Source organism: Streptomyces sp. HUAS MG56, assembly GCF_058673395.1.
The window spans coordinates 1,275,924-1,294,478 of record NZ_CM178722.1; the positions used below are offsets into that span (position 1 = coordinate 1,275,924).

General features: G+C 73.3%; 6 protein-coding genes. All 6 read right to left on the minus strand.

All coding sequences use genetic code 11. The features are described from left to right. Positions 1–12 precede the first annotated feature (12 nt). Positions 13–768: a thioesterase II family protein gene (locus AC4OXY_RS06520; RefSeq protein WP_491993400.1), complete on the minus strand. Its 756-nt coding sequence runs from the start codon at positions 766–768 to the stop codon at positions 13–15. Continuing rightward, positions 765–3,806 carry a type I polyketide synthase gene (locus tag AC4OXY_RS06525; protein WP_491993401.1) on the minus strand — a complete coding sequence of 1,014 codons (3,042 nt, stop codon included), beginning with the start codon at positions 3,804–3,806 and terminating at the stop codon, positions 765–767. Before AC4OXY_RS06525 ends, AC4OXY_RS06520 begins: the two co-directional genes overlap by 4 nt. Further along, positions 3,803–5,104 carry an MFS transporter gene (locus AC4OXY_RS06530; RefSeq protein WP_356037645.1) on the minus strand — a complete coding sequence of 434 codons (1,302 nt, stop codon included), beginning with the start codon at positions 5,102–5,104 and terminating at the stop codon, positions 3,803–3,805. Before AC4OXY_RS06530 ends, AC4OXY_RS06525 begins: the two co-directional genes overlap by 4 nt. 2 nt (positions 5,105–5,106) lie before the next feature. Beyond that, positions 5,107–14,559: an amino acid adenylation domain-containing protein gene (locus tag AC4OXY_RS06535; RefSeq protein ID WP_491993402.1), complete on the minus strand. Its 9,453-nt coding sequence runs from the start codon at positions 14,557–14,559 to the stop codon at positions 5,107–5,109. Then, positions 14,556–16,361, minus strand: coding sequence for an acyl-CoA dehydrogenase family protein (locus tag AC4OXY_RS06540; protein ID WP_402070253.1), 1,806 nt, complete (start codon positions 16,359–16,361; stop codon positions 14,556–14,558). The genes AC4OXY_RS06535 and AC4OXY_RS06540 overlap by 4 nt, the downstream gene beginning before the upstream one ends. 205 nt (positions 16,362–16,566) lie before the next feature. Continuing rightward, positions 16,567–18,402: an asparagine synthetase B family protein gene (locus tag AC4OXY_RS06545; protein ID WP_491993403.1), complete on the minus strand. Its 1,836-nt coding sequence runs from the start codon at positions 18,400–18,402 to the stop codon at positions 16,567–16,569. Positions 18,403–18,555 lie beyond the last annotated feature (153 nt).

Sequence of the window (18,555 nt, forward strand, 5' to 3'; positions counted from 1 at the left end):
AGCGGCCGGCGGTCAGGTCCGGCGGGCGAGCACGCTCAGGAGCGGTGCCGGATCGTCGCGGAAGTAGAAGTGACCGCCGGGGAACCGGCGCACCGTCACGGACTCGGTGCTGTGCTCCTTCCACTGCGTGAGGGCTTCGCCGGTGACGACGTCCGTGTCCCCGCCGAGCACGTCGAGGGGCACCGGGAGCGGCTCGCCCGCCTGGTGACGATAGTTGTCGAGCAGGGTGAGGTCCGCGCGGAACACCGGGAGGAGCAGGGCCATGAGGTCGGCGTCCGCGGCGATCTGCGGCGGGATGCCGCCGTAGCGTTCGTCGAGGGCCGCGACCAGCTCGGCGTCCGTCTTGTCGGACACCCGTGCCGCGTGACGCGGTCGGTGTGGTGCGGGGCACGCCGACACGATGAGCCGTTCGGGCAGCGGGCGGCCCCGGGCGATCAGTTCCCGTGTCACTTCGTAGGCGACCAGCGCGCCGAGACTGTGCCCGAAGAGATCGTAGGGCGGTGTGAACTGCGTGGCGTCGAGCAGCTCGCGTACCACCGTGCCCAGGTCGGTCAGCGGTGGTTCGGCGGCGCGGCTGCCGCGTCCCGGGAGGCAGACTCCGTACACCTGGGTGCCGGGCAACTGCTGGCCCCAGCGGACGAACTCGCCGGGGAACCCGCCGGAGTGGGGGAAGCAGTACAGGTGGCGCTCGGGGGGCTGGGCCAGGGGGCGGCCGGTCAGCCAGGGGCTGCGGCGGGTGGCCGTACCCAGCGGCGGGGTGGCGGTCATGAGGCGGAAGTCTCCTTGGCGGAATCGGATGCCGCACCGCGCTCCTGGAGCAGCGCGGCGATCGCCGACGGGGTCTGGGAGCGAAGGACGTCCCCGGCGTTGAGGGTGACGTGGAACGAGGCGGCGGCCCAGGCGGCGAGCTTCGTCGCGGTCAGTGAGTCACCGCCGAGGTCGAAGAGACCCTCGTGCGGGTCGATGTCGGGATGGCCGAGCGCCTGTGTGAAGGCGCCGAGTACGGCGTCCAGCACGCTCGGGTGCTCCGACGGCCGGCCGGCCGCTGTCGCCGCCTCGGTCTCCGTCCGCGGTGCCTCGGCCACCTGCGGCGCGGTGGGTGCGGGCGGCGGCACCGGACGGCCGTGGGGTTCGGACGGCACCGCGGGCGTACCGGGCTCGGGCGGTGCCGGCACCAGGTGGTTCCGGCGCTCGAACGGGTAGGTCGGCAGCGGTACCCGGCGGCGTGGCTGGGCGCCGTGCAGAGCCGGGAAGTCCGGCCGGGCGCCGCGGACCCACAACTCCCCCACGCCGGACAGGAGCGTCGCCGTCTCCGACGTCTCCTCCGCCGGGTGCGGGGCGACGTGGACGACGGCCTGCTTGCTGTCGTAGCGCTCGTGCTGGCGGGCCAGCGTGGCCAGGGTGCGACCCGGGCCGACGTCGACGAGGACGCGGTCCGGGGTGCCGAAGAGGGTGTCCAGCACCTCGCCGAACCGCACGGGCCGGCGCAGGTGCCGTACCCAGTGGGCGGCGGTGCGGATCTCCTCGGGATCCGCCCAGGAGCCGGTGGTGTCCGAGAGCACCGGCAGGGCCGGCCGCTCGCGGGGCAGTGCCTCGACCGCCTCGGCGAAGCGGTGCGCGATCGGGTCGACGAGCGGCGAGTGGCCCGCAGTGGCGATCCGCAGGACCCGCGCCTCGATCCCCCGGCCGGTCAGTTCCTCCGCGAAACGGGCGATGGACGCGGCCGGTCCGGTGACGGTGCACTGGCCCGGGCCGTTCACCGCGCCGATCGTGACATCGGCCGGGAGCATCGGCTGGACCTCGGCCTCGGGCAGGCGTACGGCCGCCATCGCGCCTGCGGGCACGGTGGCGAGGAGCCGGCCGCGCTCGGCCACCAGCCGGGCCGCGTCGACCGGTGAGAACACTCCGGCGACGCAGGCCGCGGCGTACGCGCCGAGACTGTGCCCGGTGACGGCGCTCGGCCGCAGACCCCACGACATCAGCAGCCGTGCGGTGGCGTACTGCACCGCGAACACCGCCGGCTGGCCGACGCCGATGGTCGCCAGCCGCTCGGCGGCGGACGGCCGCTCCGCCTGCGTGCCGGGATAGAGGACCTCCCGCAGGTCCAGTCCGAGCGGACCCGTGACCGCCTCGGCCACCTCGTCCAGGTGTCGCCGGAACTCGGGCTCGGTGTCGTACAACTCCGCGGTCATGCCGACGTGTTGACCGCCCTGGCCGGGGAACAGGAAGACCTGTTCGACGTCGGACGGCGCGCCGACGCCCGTCGCCGCCGCCCGGCCGCGCAGGGCGTTCACCGCTTCCCGCGTGTCGCCCGCGACCACGAACCTGCGGTGGGCGTGGTGGGCGCGGCCGGACTGCAGGGTCCATGCCGCGTCGGCCAGAGGCGTCGTCGGGTGCGCTTCCAGGTGGTCGGCCAGGCGGCTCGCCGCGGTGTCGGCGGCCTGCGGGGTCCGGCCGGAGACCACCAGCAGTTGCCTGCGGCGGACGGGTGTGGAGGCCGCGGGCGGTGGCGCCTGTTCCAGCACCACGTGTGCGTTGGTGCCGCCGACACCGAGCGCGTTGACTCCGGCGATCCGCGGGCCGTCCGTCGGCCACGCGCGCGTGCTGCCGCTCACCTCGAAGGCGGACGAGGCGAAGTCGATGGCCGGGTTCGGCTTTCGGTAGTGCAGCGTGGCCGGGACGACGCCGTGCTCCACGCTGAGGACCGCCTTGATGAAGCCCACCACGCCCGCCGCGGAGTCGGCATGACCGATGTTCGTCTTCACCGAACCGAGCAGGCAGGGGCCGCCACCACGGCCGGTTCCGGGCCCGAAGGCCCGGCTGAGCGCGGCCACTTCGATCGGGTCGCCGAGCGCGGTGCCCGTGCCGTGCGCCTCCACATAGCCCACCTCGTCCGGATCGACGCCGGCGGCCTCGTGGGCGAGACGGATCACCTCGGCCTGGCCCACCACGCTCGGCGCGGTGAAGCCCGCCTTGTGCCGGCCGTCGTTGTTCACCGCGGAACCCCGGATCACCGCGTGCACGTGGTCGCCGTCCGCCAGCGCGTCCGACAGCGGCCGCAGGACGACCACGCCCACCGCGCTGGCACCGACCGTGCCGTCGCTGTCGGCGTCGAACGCGCGGCAGTGGCCGTCGGCCGCGACGATGCCGCCCGGGGTGTAGCGCATGCGGGGCAGGTGCGGGACGACGCTCGCGCCGCCGGCGAGCGCGAGGTCGCATTCGCCGTTCAGCAGCGCCTGCACCGCCAGGTGCACCGCCACCAGGGAGGTCGAGCAGGCCGTCTGCACGGTCAGGGCCGGCCCGGTCAGGTCCAGGTGGTAGGCGATGCGGGTGCTGACGAAGTCGGGCGCGGTGGCCTGCCGCAGCCGCCATTCGTCGAGGAAGGGCAACTCGTCGATGCGGGCGCGGACCGCCTCGGCGTACCCGTTGTTCCCGGCTCCGACGAAGACGCCCGTCACGGGTCGGTCCTCGCCGCCGTGCCCGGCCCGTTCGAGTGCTTCATGGGCGCACTCCAGGAGCAGCCGCTGCTGCGGGTCGGTGATGAGGGCGTCGTGCGCCGACAGCCCGAAGTAGGCGGCGTCGAACTCGCCCACCCCGTCGAGCACGCCGTAGGCCGGTACGTAGTCGGGGTGTGCCGGGTCGGCGCGGTCGGGCAGGACGGAGATCGTCTCGCGGGCGGCGCACAGGTTCTCCCAGAAGCGCTCCACGTCCGGGGCGCCGGGGAACCGGCCCGCCATGCCCACCACGGCGACGAGGTGTTCCTGGCCTTCCTGGTCTTCCTGGTCTTCTTGCTGGTCGTACGTCATCGGGAGTCCTTCGCGGGGTCGGTGCGGGTGACCTCGGCGGGGTCATCGGTCGAGGGCGCGGTGGGCGGGGACGCGGTGCCCAGGGCGCCGAAGACGAACAGGGCGGCGGCCGTGAGCTGCAGGGCGGCCAGCCCCCAGAAGGCGGGGGTCAGTCCGGCCTTCTGGGCGAGCGTGCCGGACAGCACCCAGCCCGCAGTGCCGCCGATCAGGGCCAGCGCGGTGGCGACCGTGAGTGCCTCGGGGCGGTGCTCCTCCGGGATGCGCAGCACCCGGACGGTGGCGACCGGCGCGGAGGACACGCCGTTGAGGAAGCCGACGCACACCAGCAGGCAGAACAGGCCCGGCACACCGAACGGCAGCGGCAGTGCGAGGAAGCCGGCGCCCAGCGCCACGCGACCGGTCAGTGCGAGGGTCCTGGCGGGCACCCGGCGCAGCAGCCGTCCGGCCAGCAGGGTGCCCGCGAGCGCGCCGCCGCCGAAGGCGGTCAGCAGAGCGCCCGCCACGACGGAGGAGCCGTGCTCCCGCGTCACGGCGATCACCGGCAGCAGCGCGAACAGCGCCTGCCAGGCCATCTCCCCGAGTGCCAGCGCCACCGACCAGTTGCCCAGCAGCCGGTCCCGCATCAGCAGCCGGAACCCGGCCGCGGGCGAACGACGCCCCGTGCCCTTCCCGGTCGTGGGCGTCTGCGGCAGGCACAGTCGCAGCAGTACGGCCGAGCAGGCGAAGGACACCGCGTCCACGATCAGCACCGTGGGCGCGCCGAGCAGGGAGATGAGGACGCCGCCGAGCACGGGGCCCAGCAGCACGCTGAGCCGGGTCGCGCTCTGCAGGGCGGCGTTGGCCCGGCCGAGCAGTTGCTCGTCCTCACCGACGACGCCCGGCAGGATGGCCTGTTGGCTCGCTGCGTACGGGGCGTAGAACGCGCCGATCGCGAACATCACCACCACGAACGTGGCCGTGTTCAGGCAGTCGAGGAAGTACAGCACCGGCAGCAGTGCCACCAGCGGGCCGCGGACGGTGTCCCCGACGAGCATGACCGTGCGCGGCCCGAGGCGTCCGGTCCAGGAGGCTCCGAAGAAGCCGAACACCGCAATGGCGGCCAGCTGCGCCGCCATGACCAGCCCCATGTCACCTGCGGATCCGGTGAGTTGCAGCACGAGCCACGGCATGGCGACCGCGCTGAGCTGGGTGCCGAGCATCGAGATGGTCTCGGCGACGAGGAGCACGCGCAGGGTCCGGTGCTGCCGGATGCCGGGCGCGGGTGTGACCGGGGAGGCCGGTGTGGTCCCGTTCGTCATGATCACGCACCTTCCTTCGTACCGGGACGGCGCCGGCCGCGCCGGTTCTGCCTGCCGGAGCGCTGCGGACGCCTGGGCTCGGCGATGCCGTCGGTGGACTCGCCGGACCGACGCGCCGAGTCGAGTGCCTTCGCCAGCGCGGCGACGGTCGGGTGCTCGAACAGGGCGGTGATGGGCAGCTCCCGGGCGAAGGCGGCGACGACCCTGCTGTGCAGCTTGGCCAGGGCCAGGGAGTTGCCGCCGAGGTCGAAGAAGTTGTCGTGGACCGAGACCGCGGCGAGCCCCAGGACCTCCGACCAGAGGGCGGCCACACGCCGTTCGGTGTCGTTGCCCGGTGCGACGTGACCGGCCGCCCCGACCAGGTCGGTGCGCTCGGGCCTGGGCAGCGCGGCGTGGTCGACCTTGCCGCTGGTGGTCAGTGGCAGGGCAGGCAGTACGACGACGGCCTCCGGCACCATGAAGGCGGGCAGCTCCGCCCGTGCGCGGCGCAGGAGTTCGGCGCTGTCGGGGCGGTGCGCACCCTGCGGGGTCACATAGGCGACGAGGGCCGGGGTGCGCTGCGGGTCGCCGGTCACGGCGGCCTGGGCCACTTCGGGCCGGCGCAGCAGGAAGTGCTCGATCTCGCCCGGCTCGATGCGGTAACCACGGAGCTTGAGCTGCCGGTCCGCCCGGCCCAGGTACTCCACGGTGCCGTCGCTCAGGCGGCGGCCGAGGTCGCCGGTGCGGTAGACCCGCAGCGGCGCGCCGTCCAGTTCGATCGTGCGGAAGCGGTCCGCCGTCAGTTCCGGACGCCGCAGGTACCCGACGGCGAGGCTGTGACCGGCCAGGTGGATCTCGCCGGTGGTGCCGAGCGGGCAGCGTCGGCCGGCCGCGTCGAGGACGAGCATCCGCACGCCGGCGATGGGCCGCCCGATGCAGTTCAGCGGCGCGGTGCCGGAGCCGTCGACGATGTGCTCCGAGGCGGCGACGGTGTTCTCGGTGGGGCCGTAGGAGTTGAGCAGCCGGTAGGGCAGCCCGGCCGGCGGACGCTGGGAGAGCGCCGCGCCGCCGATGCCCAGCCAGCGCAGCCCGCGCGGAAGGGCGGTGCCGGTGCTCCACATGGCCTCGGCCAGCGCGGTGGCGCTGAACGCCACGGTCGCGCCCTTGCGGTCCAGCCACTCACCGAGCGTGGACGCGGCGACGGGTTCCTCGTGCGGGACCAGGCAGGCGCCATGGGCGAGGGCCTGCCACACCTCCATCTGCGAGGAGTCGAAGCTGACGCTCAGCAGGTGGGTGCAGCGGTCCCCGGGGCCGATGTCCTGCGTGCTGCCCACCGACCGTACGAGGTTGGCGAGGCCGCCGTGGCGGACCACGACGCCCTTGGGGGTTCCGGTGGTGCCGGAGGTGTAGATGACGTAGGCCGTGGCCTGCGGAGACCATGCGGGAAGAGCCTCGGCACCGTTCTCGGCCGCCTCGGCCGGTGTCACGTCCGTGACGTCGACGACCGTGGCCCGGCCGGTCGACGGCAGCGTGATCCCAGCTCGGGTCAGCAGCACGTCGGCGCGGACGTCGCCGAGGACGAACTCCTGCCGGGCGGCCGGCCAGGACGGGTCGAGCGGGCAGAACGCGGCCCCGGCGAACCAGGTGGCGAGCATGCCGACGACGAAGTCCTCGCCGCGCTCCAGGAGCAGCCCGACCGTGGGCTCGTCGGCCGGGAGGTGCGGGCGCAGTGTCCCGGCCAGCGAGCGGGCGCGGGCCACCAGCCCGGCGTAGCGGAGCGCACCCCGGCTGCTGTCGATCGCCGTCGCGTCGGGCCGCACGCGCGCCTGCTCCAGCACCAGTTCGGGGACGGTGGTCGCGGGACCCGGCAGCGGGCCGTGCTCCCATGTGCGTATCCGGTCGAGCTGCTCGTGCGGGATCAGCTCCAGCCCGGTGACCGGGGCGTCCAGGTTCTCGGGCAGTTGGGCCAGCAGCGTGGCCAGGGTGTCGGCCATCTGTGCCACGTCGTCGCGCCGGACGAGGCCGCCGTGGTAGGCCATGCGGCCGCGCAGTTCGCTGCCGTCGAGGACGAGCGCGACGGTCAGCCCGAGCTTTCCGGTGTACGCCGCGTCGCCGCCGTCGAGTTCGACCGCGCGCAGGGCGCGTCCGCCGAGCGTCGGCGGGCGCACCGCGGCCGTGCTGAACGCCAGCGAGACGTCGCAGTAGGGGGTACGGCCCGGCCTGCGGGGCGGGTTGATCCGGTCGACGACGTCCTCGAAGGCCACCTCGCGGTGCGCGAAGGCGTCCAGCGTCGTGTCCCGCATCGCTTCCAGCGCCTCGCGCACGGTCGCGTCCTGCCGCAGCCGGGAGCGCAGCGCCACGGTGTTCAGGCACGGCCCGAAGACGTCCGCGAGGCCGCCCGAACCGCGGTTGGTCATCGGGCTGCTGATCACCACGTCGTCCGTACCGGTGCGGTGGCGCAGCAGGATGCCCAGTGCCGTCGCCGCCGCCATGAACGGGGAGATGCCGTGCCGCTCGTGGAGGGCGCGCAGCCGCTCGCCCACACCCGCGGGCATCGGTATGTCCACCACCCCGTGCGGTGCGGGTTCCTCGGGCGCGGGCAGTTCCACGTACGCGGGTGCCCCGTCGAGGTGTTCGCTCCAGTACGCGAGATCCGTCTCGTGCCGGGCGCCGGCGCGGGCCGTCTCCTGGGCGTGGACGAAGTCCCGGTACTGGGCGGGCCGTCGGCCGTCGGCGAGTTCCACGAGGAACGCGGCGACGGAGTCCGCGAGGCGGGCCGCGTCGGCGGCGGACACGCGGTCGCCCCGGTGGGAGAGCACGGCGTCCAGTTCGCCGTCCTGTTCGGCCACGGTCAGTGTGATGCCGAACTTGGCCTCGTGGGACCACAGCGACTCGGCGAACACCGGGCGCAGTACGGCGCCGCCCAGCACGGCGCGCCGGTCGCCGCGCAGGTTCATGTTGAGCACGACGTCGCCGTACGGCGGCCGGTCCGCTGCCGGTTCGGGGCGCAGGCGGGCCAGTACGTCGTCGAAGGGCGTGCGGGCGTGCTCGAAGGCGTCCAGCACTTCTGTGCGCATCGCGCGCAGCGTCTCGCGAGCGGGGGCGTCGCCCGCTGTCGAGGAGCGCAGGACGACGTGGTTGAGGCAGGGGCCGAGCAGGTCGGCGGAGCCGCGGTCACGGGTGCTCGCGGGAACGCCGAAGGTCACCCTCGGCAGGCCGCTCCATCGGTGCAGGCCGGTGGCGAGCGCCGCCGCCATGAGCATGAACCAGGTCGCTCCGTGCTCGTCCATCACCGGTCGCAGTCGGCCCAGCAGCCCTTCGGGGAGTGCGAGGCGGACTGCTCCGTCGGCCTCGGTCCGCACCGGCGCGGGCAGGTCCAGCCGGGCCGGCCAGCCGGCCAGCCGGTCCGCCCAGAAGTCCAGGTCGGCGGCGCGGTGCGGGTCTCCGGAGCGCTCGGCGGCGGCGGTGTGCTCCCGGTACTGGAGTGCGGGCGGCTCCGACGGCAGCCCGGCGAGGCTGTCGCGGTAGCAGCGTTCGAGCTCGCGCAGCAGGACGGGCACGGACTCGCCGTCCACGACGAGGTGGTGCAGGCAGAGCATGAACGCCTGGCCGCGCGGCCCGCAGTCGGCGACGGCCGCTCGCAGCAACCGGCCCGAGGCCAGGTCGAATTGGCGGCCGGCGGCGCCGTCGAGCCAGCGCGTGGCCGTCTCCTCGGGGCCCTCCGCACCGGTGGGCTCGCACATCTCGATCCTGGGCCGCCAGGGCGCCTGGACCACCTGGCGCACGGTGCCGCCCTGTGCGCGGAACGCGGTCCGGAGGATCTCGTGCCCGGCGACGAGGCGGGCGAGCGCGTCCTCCAGGACCGCCGGGTCCAGCCGGCCTTCGACGGTCCAGCCGAGGAAGACGTTGGCGGGCGAGCCCTGGCCGGTCTGTTCCGCCAGCCACATGCGCCGCTGGAAGGCGCTCGCGGGCGATGCGGGCTCCGTGCCGGGTGCCGCCGAGCGGTCTCCGGGACCGGCAGTCGCCGAGGCCGTCGCCTCCGGTGCCACAGTGGGCGTGGCACCGGGCGTGGGCGGGGCGGCGTCGGCGGACGACCGGCCCGAGGCCCGGTCGATCAGGTCCGCCAGGTCTCCCAGGCGCGGCGTCTCGAACAGCGTCTTGATCGGCAGGTCCGCGCCGAACCGCTCGGCGATCTCGCCGATGAGACGCACCGCGAGCATGGAGTGCCCGCCCAGCCCGAAGAACGAGTCGTCCTCGCTCACCGTCGGCACTTCGAGCAGCTCGCGCCACACGGCCGCCAGCACGGCCGGGGTACCGGCACGCGGCTCGCGCCGGGCGGGAGCGGCGAGGGCGGCGGTCTGCGCCCGCAGCGACGCCACGTCGACCTTGCCGTTGACGGTGAGCGGGATGCTCGCCACCACGTGGAACAGCGAGGGCAGCATGTACGAGGGCAGTCGGCGTGCCAGATGGCCGCGCAACTCCCCCGCGCCCAGCCCCTGTTCGCTCTGCACCACGGCGATCAGCCGGTCGTCCTCCGCGAACACGACGGCGTCGGAGACGTCCGGGTGCTCGCACAGGCATGTCTGCACCTCGCCCGGCTCGATGCGGTAACCCCGCAGCTGGACCTGGGAGTCGGCGCGTCCGATGAAACGCAGGCTGCCGTCGGGCAGTTGGGCGGCGAGGTCTCCGCTGCGGAACAGGGTGCCGTCATCGAACGGCGAGGGCACGAAGCGCTCGGCGGTCAGTTCCGGCCGGCCCAGATAGCCGCCCGCGACACCGTCGCCGCCGACGTAGATCTCACCGACCGTGCCGACGGGCAGCAGCCGGCGGCCGGTGTGCCGGTCCAGGAGATACAGCCGCGTGGTCGGTATCGGCGTGCCCACGACGCTCGTGTCCGTCTCCATGTCGCCACGGGAGACGGTACGCACGCTCGCGTGCACGGTGGTCTCCGTGATGCCGTACATGTTGACCAGCCGCACGTGCGGGAACCGCTCGGACCACTCGGTCAGCATCGCCGGTCGCAGCGCCTCACCGCCGAAGATCACATAGCGCAGCGCGGCGAGTCCGCCCGGTGCCGAGGGCCGCAGGCCGAGCAGCCTGCGGAAGGCGCTCGGCGTCTGGTTGAGCACGGTGACGCGTTCGCGCTGGAGCAGGTCGAAGAAGAGCCCGGGGTCCCGGGTCTCGTCCTCGGAGACGAGCACGACCCGGCCGCCGTGCACCAGGCCGCCGAACAGCTCCCACACCGAGAAGTCGAAGGCGTAGGAGTGGAACATCGTCCACACGTCCTGCGGCCCGAAGCTGAACGGAAGCCGGTCGTTGACGAGCAGGCGCACCAGGTTGCGGTGGGTGAGGACGACCCCCTTGGGCCGGCCGGTGGTGCCCGAGGTGTAGATGCAGTAGGCGGGCGAGTCTAGGGGGACCGACGGCAGCGGTGTCGCGTCGTCGTCCCGGTGCGCCGGATCGAGCAGTTCGTCCAGGGCGAGCACCTGCCCGTCGAAGCCGTGTCCGTCCGCCGCGTGCGACGGGGCGAGCGCGAGCCGCACGCCCGAGTCCGAGAGGATGAACTCCCGGCGCTCGTCCGGGATGGCGGGGTCGATGGGCAGGTAGGCGGCCCCGGCCAGCAGGGTGCCCAGGACCGCACGCACCTGGTCGGCGCCCCTCGGGAACAGCAGGGCGACCAGTTCTCCCTGTCGTACGCCCGCGGCGAGCAGGCCGCGGGCGACCGCCTGTGCGTCGGTGAGCAGCGCGCCGTAGGCGACCGAGTGCGCGCCGTCGGTCAGTGCCACGTCCGCGGGCCTGGCCTCGGCGCGGCGCCGGATGAGGTCGTGGGCGGGGGTCTCGTCGTAGTGGGCCTCGGTGGCGTTCCACACCCGCAGCTGGGTGTGGCGCTCCGCCTCGGACAGGAGGTCGATGTCGGCCACGCCGGAGTCGGGCCGCTCGCTCAGCACGCGCAGTGCCGTGACGTAGTGGGCGGCCATCGCGGTGATCTGGTCGTGGTCGAAGTAGCGGCCGTTGTACACGAGATGGGCGCGGTGGCCGTGGTCGCCGTCCGGCCGCAGGCACAGGTGCAGGTCGTACTTGCCGCGTCCCCCGGCGGCGTCCACCAGGCGTGCCGTGGTGCCCTCCGGGGCGGGCAGCGCCGCCGCGGCGGGGAGGTAGCTGTACAGGACGTCGAAGAGTGCCGTACGGCTCATGTCCTTCGACGGGTCGACCAGGCGGACCAGCTCGTCGAACGGAGCCCGGTCATGGGCACGGGCGTGGGCCGTCTCGGCCGCGGTGCGTTCGACGAGTCCGGCGAACGAGAGGTCCGCCTGCGGGCGCAGGCGCACCGGCAGGAGGTTGCTCAGCGGTCCGACGACATGCCGGTCCTGCTCCCGCCGCCCGGCGTGGGACAGTCCGAGCACCATGTCCTCCTGGCCGGAGTACCACTGGAGCACGGCAGCGAAGGCGGCGAGGGCGACGTCCGCCACCTGCGCCCCGAGCCGCTCGGCGACCCGGCCCAGCGCGACGTCGGCGGGCACGGTGAACGCCACCGACCGCTCCTCGTAGACGTGGACGGCGTCACGGGTACGGCGCTCCGGCAGGCGCAGCGGGTCGGCGGGCGGCTGTAGTACGGCGGCGCGGGCGGCGAGATGTGCCCGGCGGGTGTCCTCGTCGTCGGCGTCGCGCCACGCCTGGTAGCCGGTCGGCCGCGGGGCCCGCGCGTCCGGCCCGGCCAGGATCTGCCCGGCCACCGTCTCCAGGGACACCCGGTCGATCACGGCCTGGTGCCCGCACAGGGCGACCCAGCCTCCGGAGGAACCCTCGTCGGGCCGGACCGCGATCCGCAGGAGCGGACCCGCGGACAGGTCGAACGGCGTGCGTGCCCATTCCGTCAGGACGTCCGGGACGTCGACGCCGACCCCGGCCCCGGCCCCGGCACCGGGCGCGGCCCGCAGCCACTCGGGCACGACGGTGGCGTCGGGCCGCACCCGCTGCACGACCCGGCCGTCCAGCTCGACCAGTTCCGTACGCAGTGCCTCATGGGCGCGTACGACGGCCGCGACCCGGTCCGCCAGTTCGGCGCGGTCCGGCAGCTTCTCCAGGCGCAGGAAGAGCGGGAGGTTGTGATAGGTGGGCGCGCCCGGGTAGAGATGGCCGTTCTCGAAGCGGTCCACGAACCACATGCGTTCCTGGTGCGCGGAGGTCGGGTGTACGTCCCCGGCGGCCGCGACCGGGGTGTCCCCGTCGGTGCGGGATGCCTCGGGGTCGCTCGCCTCGATGTAGTGGGTGTCCAGCTCCCTGAGCAGGATGTCCTCGCACTCGCCGTCCCACAGCAGGTGGTGCAGGCACACGAAGAGCACTTGGCCGGCCGGCCCGAGTTCGATCAGCGCGGCGGTCAGCAGCCGTCCCGAGGCCAGGTCGAAGGGCTCGTGGGCCGCGGTGCGGATCCAGTCCTGCAGCGCGGCCTCGGGGTCCGGCCGGTCACCGAGGTCGACCCGCTCGACTCGGGGAGCCCACGGAGCGCGCACGGTCTGCATGAGATCGCCGTCGACCTCGTGGAACGCGGTGCGCAGGATCTCGTGGCGCTCGATCGTCGCGGCCAGGGCCCGGCCGACGCCGACGGCGTCCAGCGGGTGTTCCACACGCCAGGCGAGCGGCACGTTGTAGGCGGCCTGGTCACCGCCCACGCGCTGGGCCAGCCAGATACGGCGCTGGAAGCTGGAGGCCGGGAAGACGTCTCCGACGCCCTGGACCGGGTCCCCGGCGGCGGAGGTCTCCGGGCCGGCGGTGGCTTCCCCGGCGGCGGGCGTGGCCGTGACGGCCGCAGTGGGCTGGTCGGACGGGTCCTCGGCCGAACGGCGGGTGTCGGCGGGAGCCGGTGAGGGCAGCGCGTGGGCGGTGAACTCCGCCAGCCGCGGGTGGTCGAAGAGCAGCCGGATGGTCGCGGTGGCGGCCGGGAACCGTTCGCGCACCGCGCCGACGAGCATCTCGGCGAGCAGGGAGTGGCCGCCCAGCTCGAAGAACGAGTCACCGGGCGCGACGGCCCCGGTGCCGAGCACGGACTGCCAGACCTCGGCCATCACCGTCAGACGGGCGTCGTCCTCGACGCCGGTGGCGGCCGGCGAGTGGTCGCTGTCGCCGCCGTCGTGTGCGGTTCCGTCGTGTGCGGTGCCTCCCGCGTCGGCGGCCACCGCTGCCGCCACGCCGCCGATCCCGGCCCGCGGGTTGTCCGCCATCGCGCGCAGCACGGCCAGATAGTCGTCGGCCATGGCGCGCACCACCGAGGCGCCCAGCGAGCCCGCCGGGTCCTTCCACAGCAGGTGCGTGCCACAGCTGTCCTCGCGGACCATGAGGGCGAGGCGGAAGCCGGCGGTGCTCTCCATGTCCAGCAGGCTCAGCCGTGCCTCTGCGCCGTCGTGACGCAGCCGCACGTCGTGGACGTCGACGCCGTCGCGCAGTCCGGCGTGCCAGTACTGGAACACCGTCTGATGGGTGCGCCGTTGGGCGTCGGGGCCGGTGAGTCCCGCGGACCGCATGATGGCGGGCAGCGGCAGATCGCCGTGCGCCAGGCTCTCCTTGACCCGCGCGCGGACACGGCCGAGCAGGTCGGTGTAGGTGTCGTCGTCGCGCACCGGTACCCGCACGGGCAGCGCGTTGACGAAGTAGCCCACCCGCCCGGTCAGTTCGGGCAGGCAGCGGCCGTGGTACGGCAGGAACGACAGCACGTCCGACGCGCCGCTGTGCCGCCTCAGCAGCGCGAAGTAGGCGCCCATGAGCACGGTGGCGAAGGACATGCCTTCCTCGGTGGCGCGGGTGCGCAGGGCGGCGGCCAGGTCGGCCGGCAGCTTCTCGCTGATGACGGTGTACCGCGGCTCCTCCGAGCCGGCCGGCAGCGCGAAGTCGCCGCCGAAGTCGCCCAGTTCCGCCTTCCAGTGGAGGCGGTGGGCCTCGCCGGACGGGCCGTCGGCCAGTTCGCGCGAGTGCGCGGCGAACGCGGCGAGCGCCGGGGCGTGGTCCTCGCGGGGCAGCGGGTCGCCCTGGTAGGCGGTGCGCAGGGCGTCCAGGAGCAGCAGGATGGAGGCGCCGTCGTACACCAGGTGGTGCACGGCGATCAGCAGGACCGTGTAGTCCGGGCCGTCGATGAGGTCGACGCGCGCGAGCGGTCCGGTGCGCAGGTCGAACGGGGTCTGCCAGGCCTGGCGGATCGCGGCGTCCTGGCCGAGTTCGGTGCGGCTGCGGCGGACGGGGATCTCGGGTGCGTCCGACCAGTCGAGGACGGATCCCTCCTGTCCGGTGCGCACCCGGGCCCGCAGCTGCGGGAAGGCCTCGCCGACCTCGGCGACCGCCAGGCGCAGCCGTTCGAGGTCCAGGGTGCCGCGCACCCGGAAGGGGGTGGGGATGATGTGGCTCCACTGCCCGGGGTCCAGCTTCCAGGCGACCCACATCGCCTCCTGGCCGACGGACAGCGGGACGCACTGCGCGGGGGTGTTCATATGGCGCTCTCTTCGGTGCGGTCAGCGTGCGACGGGCGGGGTGTGCCGTCGGGGGTGAGGAAGCCGAATCCGGCTCCGGACATCCAGGCGGTGGTGACCGCGGTGACGTCGGGGGCGGGCGGGCACTGGAGCCGGCGGTGCAGATCGTCGATCCGCTGCCTGGCCGCGGTGCAGAAGATGTCGGCCAGCGGCTGGGCGCCGTCGTCCCCGGACGCCGACAGGGTGGAGGCGCGGGCCAGGGTCAGTGACATGCCGAGCAGTTCCCTGGCGGTGCCGGCCAGGAGGATCAACGTCCTTTCCTGGGCGGCGAGTTCCTCCCGGTCGGGGTGGCGCCGGGCGAGTTCGAGGCAGGTGCGCCCGAAGTCCCGGGTCCGGTCGGCCGCCCAGTGCAGGTGGTCCAGATTGCGGGGCGTGAGGACCGTGCCCGTGGTGTCCAGGGGCACCGCGCCGTCCCGTAGGAGTTCCTCGGCGTGTTCCGGTTCCGGGTAGTAGTACGACAGGATCGACAGCCGTCCGATCCAGTTGTCGATCTGGAAGTCGACACCGCCCGAGATCCGGAGATTGCGCAGATCGCGCAGGTACCGCTCGACGGGCACGGGCGGAGCGCCACGCAGTCGCTTGCTCGCCGCCGTCTCGTAGCCCTCGGCCGCCAGCAGGGACATGGCGCGCTCGGCGATGTCCCAGGCCAGCAGTGAGGCCGCGTTCTTGACGGCGTTCTGCTCGAACCGCAGGTTGAGGTTTCTGTCCTGGTCGTCCGGGAGCAGGCACCACTGGGCCATGGTCTCGATCGCGAACGTCTCGGCCAGGCTGTCGGCCAGCCGGCGCCGCACCTCGTCGTACTCCGACAGCGACCGCCCGTCGATGACACGGCGGGACGCGAAGTCCCGCATCCACCCCACGGACAGCCGGGCGACGGCCAGCGCGGGCGCCGCGATCAGGTGCATCCGGCCCCGGCCGACCAGGCGTGCGGTCGCGGGCGTCGTCCGCACGACATGCCCGGCGTCACGCTCGACCAGCATGTGCCCGCCGGTGACCCGTACGTCCCGGAACTCCAGCCAGCCGTTGGGAAATCCCTTGATGCCCATGTAGGTGTGCCAGTCTCCGCTGGTCACGCCGGGGCTGTCGGTGCGGACGAAGAACATCCGCACCCGGTCGGCCCCGTCCTCGTGGACGGTGGCCGAGACGCTGACCAGCTCGGCGACGGGTGCGTGTCCGACGAAGACCTTGCGCCCGTTGAGGAGGTAGTCGTCGGTGCCGTCGATGCGGGTCGCGGTGGTGAAGCGGCGCTGGTTCGCCGCGCCCTGGGGCTCGCTGTCGGCACTGGCGGACCGGGCGCCGCGGCACACCACGTCGCCGAGCAGCTCGCGCAGCGGCCCGTCCGGGACGACGGACAGGAAGGCCCCGGCGCCGAGCGCGTTCTCGATGGCGAGGGAGAGCGCCACCGGGGTGCAGTGCGCCGCGGCCGCCGACACCATGCGGAAGGTGTTGTAGTGCGAGAGTGCGTGTCCGCCCAGGGACGTGTCCGCTTGGAGGGCGAAGTAGCCGCGACCGCCCAGTTCGTCAAGCAGGCCCTCGGGCAGAGCGGCGAGCGCGTCCACGTCGTCGGCGTCGACGCGCTCGCGCAGCAGGGCGTCCAGTTCCTCGGTCATCCGGTCGCCGGTCCGCGCGTCGGCCGGGTCCTGCACCGGGAAGTCCCGGATGAGGTCCCAGCGGAATCGTCCCTGGTACAGCTCCTCCAGGAAGCTGACACGGTCCGGGTCGCTGGTCGCGTTCCGTGTAGTCCTTGACGGTGAACTTGCCAAAGGAGGTCCTCACATCGAGGTCGGTGCCCGTGATTGGGGCATGCCAAGTCACCCTGTGTGTGAGCAGGGGTGGGCGAGCGTGGCGGTGAGAGGTGGAGAAGAATGAAGGGTTCGGGGAAGAGAGGTTCGGGCAGGAGGGACTTCCGGCAGGAAGGGGGCCGGGCGTGGGCGCTCAGGACGCCCGCCGACTGTCCTCTACGGCCAGCTACACCCGCGTCCGTACGTTCAAGCGCCGCATCCAGTCGTCGAGTTGGAGCACCATCTCGGCATCGGCGCGGCCCAGCCAGCCTCCGCGGTCGAGCAGTGCCGGGTCCTCGGTCGTACGACGGATCGCCGGCAGGTCGACGAGCGGACGTGCGGGCGCGGTGGTGTCGTCGAGGAGGTCCCGCAGCCTGCCGACCAGTCCGGCCTTGTAGTGGGGGTCGTAGGTGATCGGGTAGGGGACCTTGGCCCGGGTGAGCACCGACGGCGGGACCACGTCCCGTCCCAGCGTGCGCAGCAGGCTCTTCTCCCTGCCGTCGAAGGACTTCATCGCCGCCGGCACGTTGAACAGTACGGAGAGCAGGCGGTGGTCGGTGAAGGGGAACCGCACCTCCAGGCCGGCCGCGGTGCTCAGCCGCTCGGAGTGGAGCACCGTCTGCTCCAGCAGCCGGGTGACGGTGAGGTAGTCCACCTGACGCGCGAGCCGGTCGACCGGAGCCGCGCCCGGCAGATGGGGAACCTCGTCGAGTGCTTCACGGAACATGCGGTCGACATGACCGTCGACGTCGACGTCCTCCAGGAGCGCTCGGTCGAAGAGCCCGGTGCCGATGCCGTACGGCATCCCGAACCGCCGCGACCGCTCGATCCACGGGAAGGAGGTGAGGACCCGGCCCTCGTCGATGGCACCGCCCAGGCCCCCGAACAGCGCGTCCGCGCCCTCCCCGCTGAGCACGACCCGCGCATGCCGCGCCACGTGCCCGCTGAAGAGATAGGGGGTGATGTTCTTGTCGCCGAACGGTGTCGGCTGATCCTTCGCGGCGAGCACCTCCGCCAAGGTCACCGGGTCCAGCAACTCATCGGGCCGGACCGCGACTTCCCGGTGGTCGCAGCCCCACAGCCGGACCACCTCCTCGGCGTACGGCCGGTCCGGGACGGGTGCGGACGTGTCGCCGAACAGGACGGTGAAGGTCTGCGGCGCGCTGCGGCCGCCGGAGGCGACAAGACCCGTCAGCACGCTGGAGTCGAGCCCGCCCGACAGCAGCACGGCTGCTCTCTCGCCGGGCTCGGCCCTGGCCACCGCGTCCTCCAGCAGATCCCTGAGGTGCTTCACGGTGCTGTCGAGGCCGAGTTCGTGGGGGCGGGCCTCCAGGCGCCAGTACGGCTCCTCGGTACGGCCCTCCGCCGCGATGCAGAGGGTATGACCGGCCCGCACCTCGCGCACACTGCGCAGTACGCCCAGACCGGGGCTGCGCAACTGCGTGAGGACGGCGCCCAGTCCAGCCCCGTCGAGCTCGGCCCGCACCATCGGATGGCGCACGACGGTGGCCACGTCGGAGGCGAACACGACCCCTTCGGGGGTGAGCGCGTAGCTCAGGGGCTTCACACCCAACCGGTCGCGGCCGAGGAGCAGTTCTCCGGTGCGGACGTCCCAGACGGCGAAGGCGAACGTCCCGTCCAGATGAGCCGGGGCGGAACGGCCCCACCGCAGGTAGGCCTTGAGCACGGCCCGCGCCGCTGCGCTGCCACCGGTGACCGGCATGTCCGAACCGGTCGTCGGGGAATCGAGGTCGCTGGGGGGCAGCACATGTCCGTCGCACACCGCGACGGCGAGGGTGTCACCGAGGTCATCGGTGACGACCGCGGCCCGCCAGGACTGCGGGGACCGCGGTGGCTGCGGGGCCTGCGCCGAGTCCCTCTGGATCAGGGCGACTTGTCGTTCCTGCCATACTGTGCCGCCTGCGCGGCCACGGACGACGAGATCGGAAGCCATCTGCTCGACCGTCAAGCCGAAAGACCTTAAATCCCGGCGTCGATCGAGCCAACCGGCAATACCGGACACACTTTTCCTTACGTTCAGGCAGTGCAGGGATGTCGACGCTTGAACACATGGCTCAAGTTGCGTGGCGTCTCATGGGGACCGAAGAGGCCAGGGAACCGGAGCCGAACGTTCGACAATCGTGATCTTAGTGAGCGCCGCCGCCGCACGTCTGTG

What these genes read in the sequence shown, in the direction of transcription:
- AC4OXY_RS06520 (WP_491993400.1), bottom strand. Translation starts at nt 768, where the DNA reads ATGACCGCCACCCCGCCGCTGGGTACGGCCACCCGCCGCAGCCCCTGG.
- AC4OXY_RS06525 (WP_491993401.1), bottom strand. Translation starts at nt 3,806, where the DNA reads ATGACGTACGACCAGCAAGAAGACCAGGAAGACCAGGAAGGCCAGGAA.
- AC4OXY_RS06530 (WP_356037645.1), bottom strand. Translation starts at nt 5,104, where the DNA reads ATGACGAACGGGACCACACCGGCCTCCCCGGTCACACCCGCGCCCGGC.
- AC4OXY_RS06535 (WP_491993402.1), bottom strand. Translation starts at nt 14,559, where the DNA reads ATGAACACCCCCGCGCAGTGCGTCCCGCTGTCCGTCGGCCAGGAGGCG.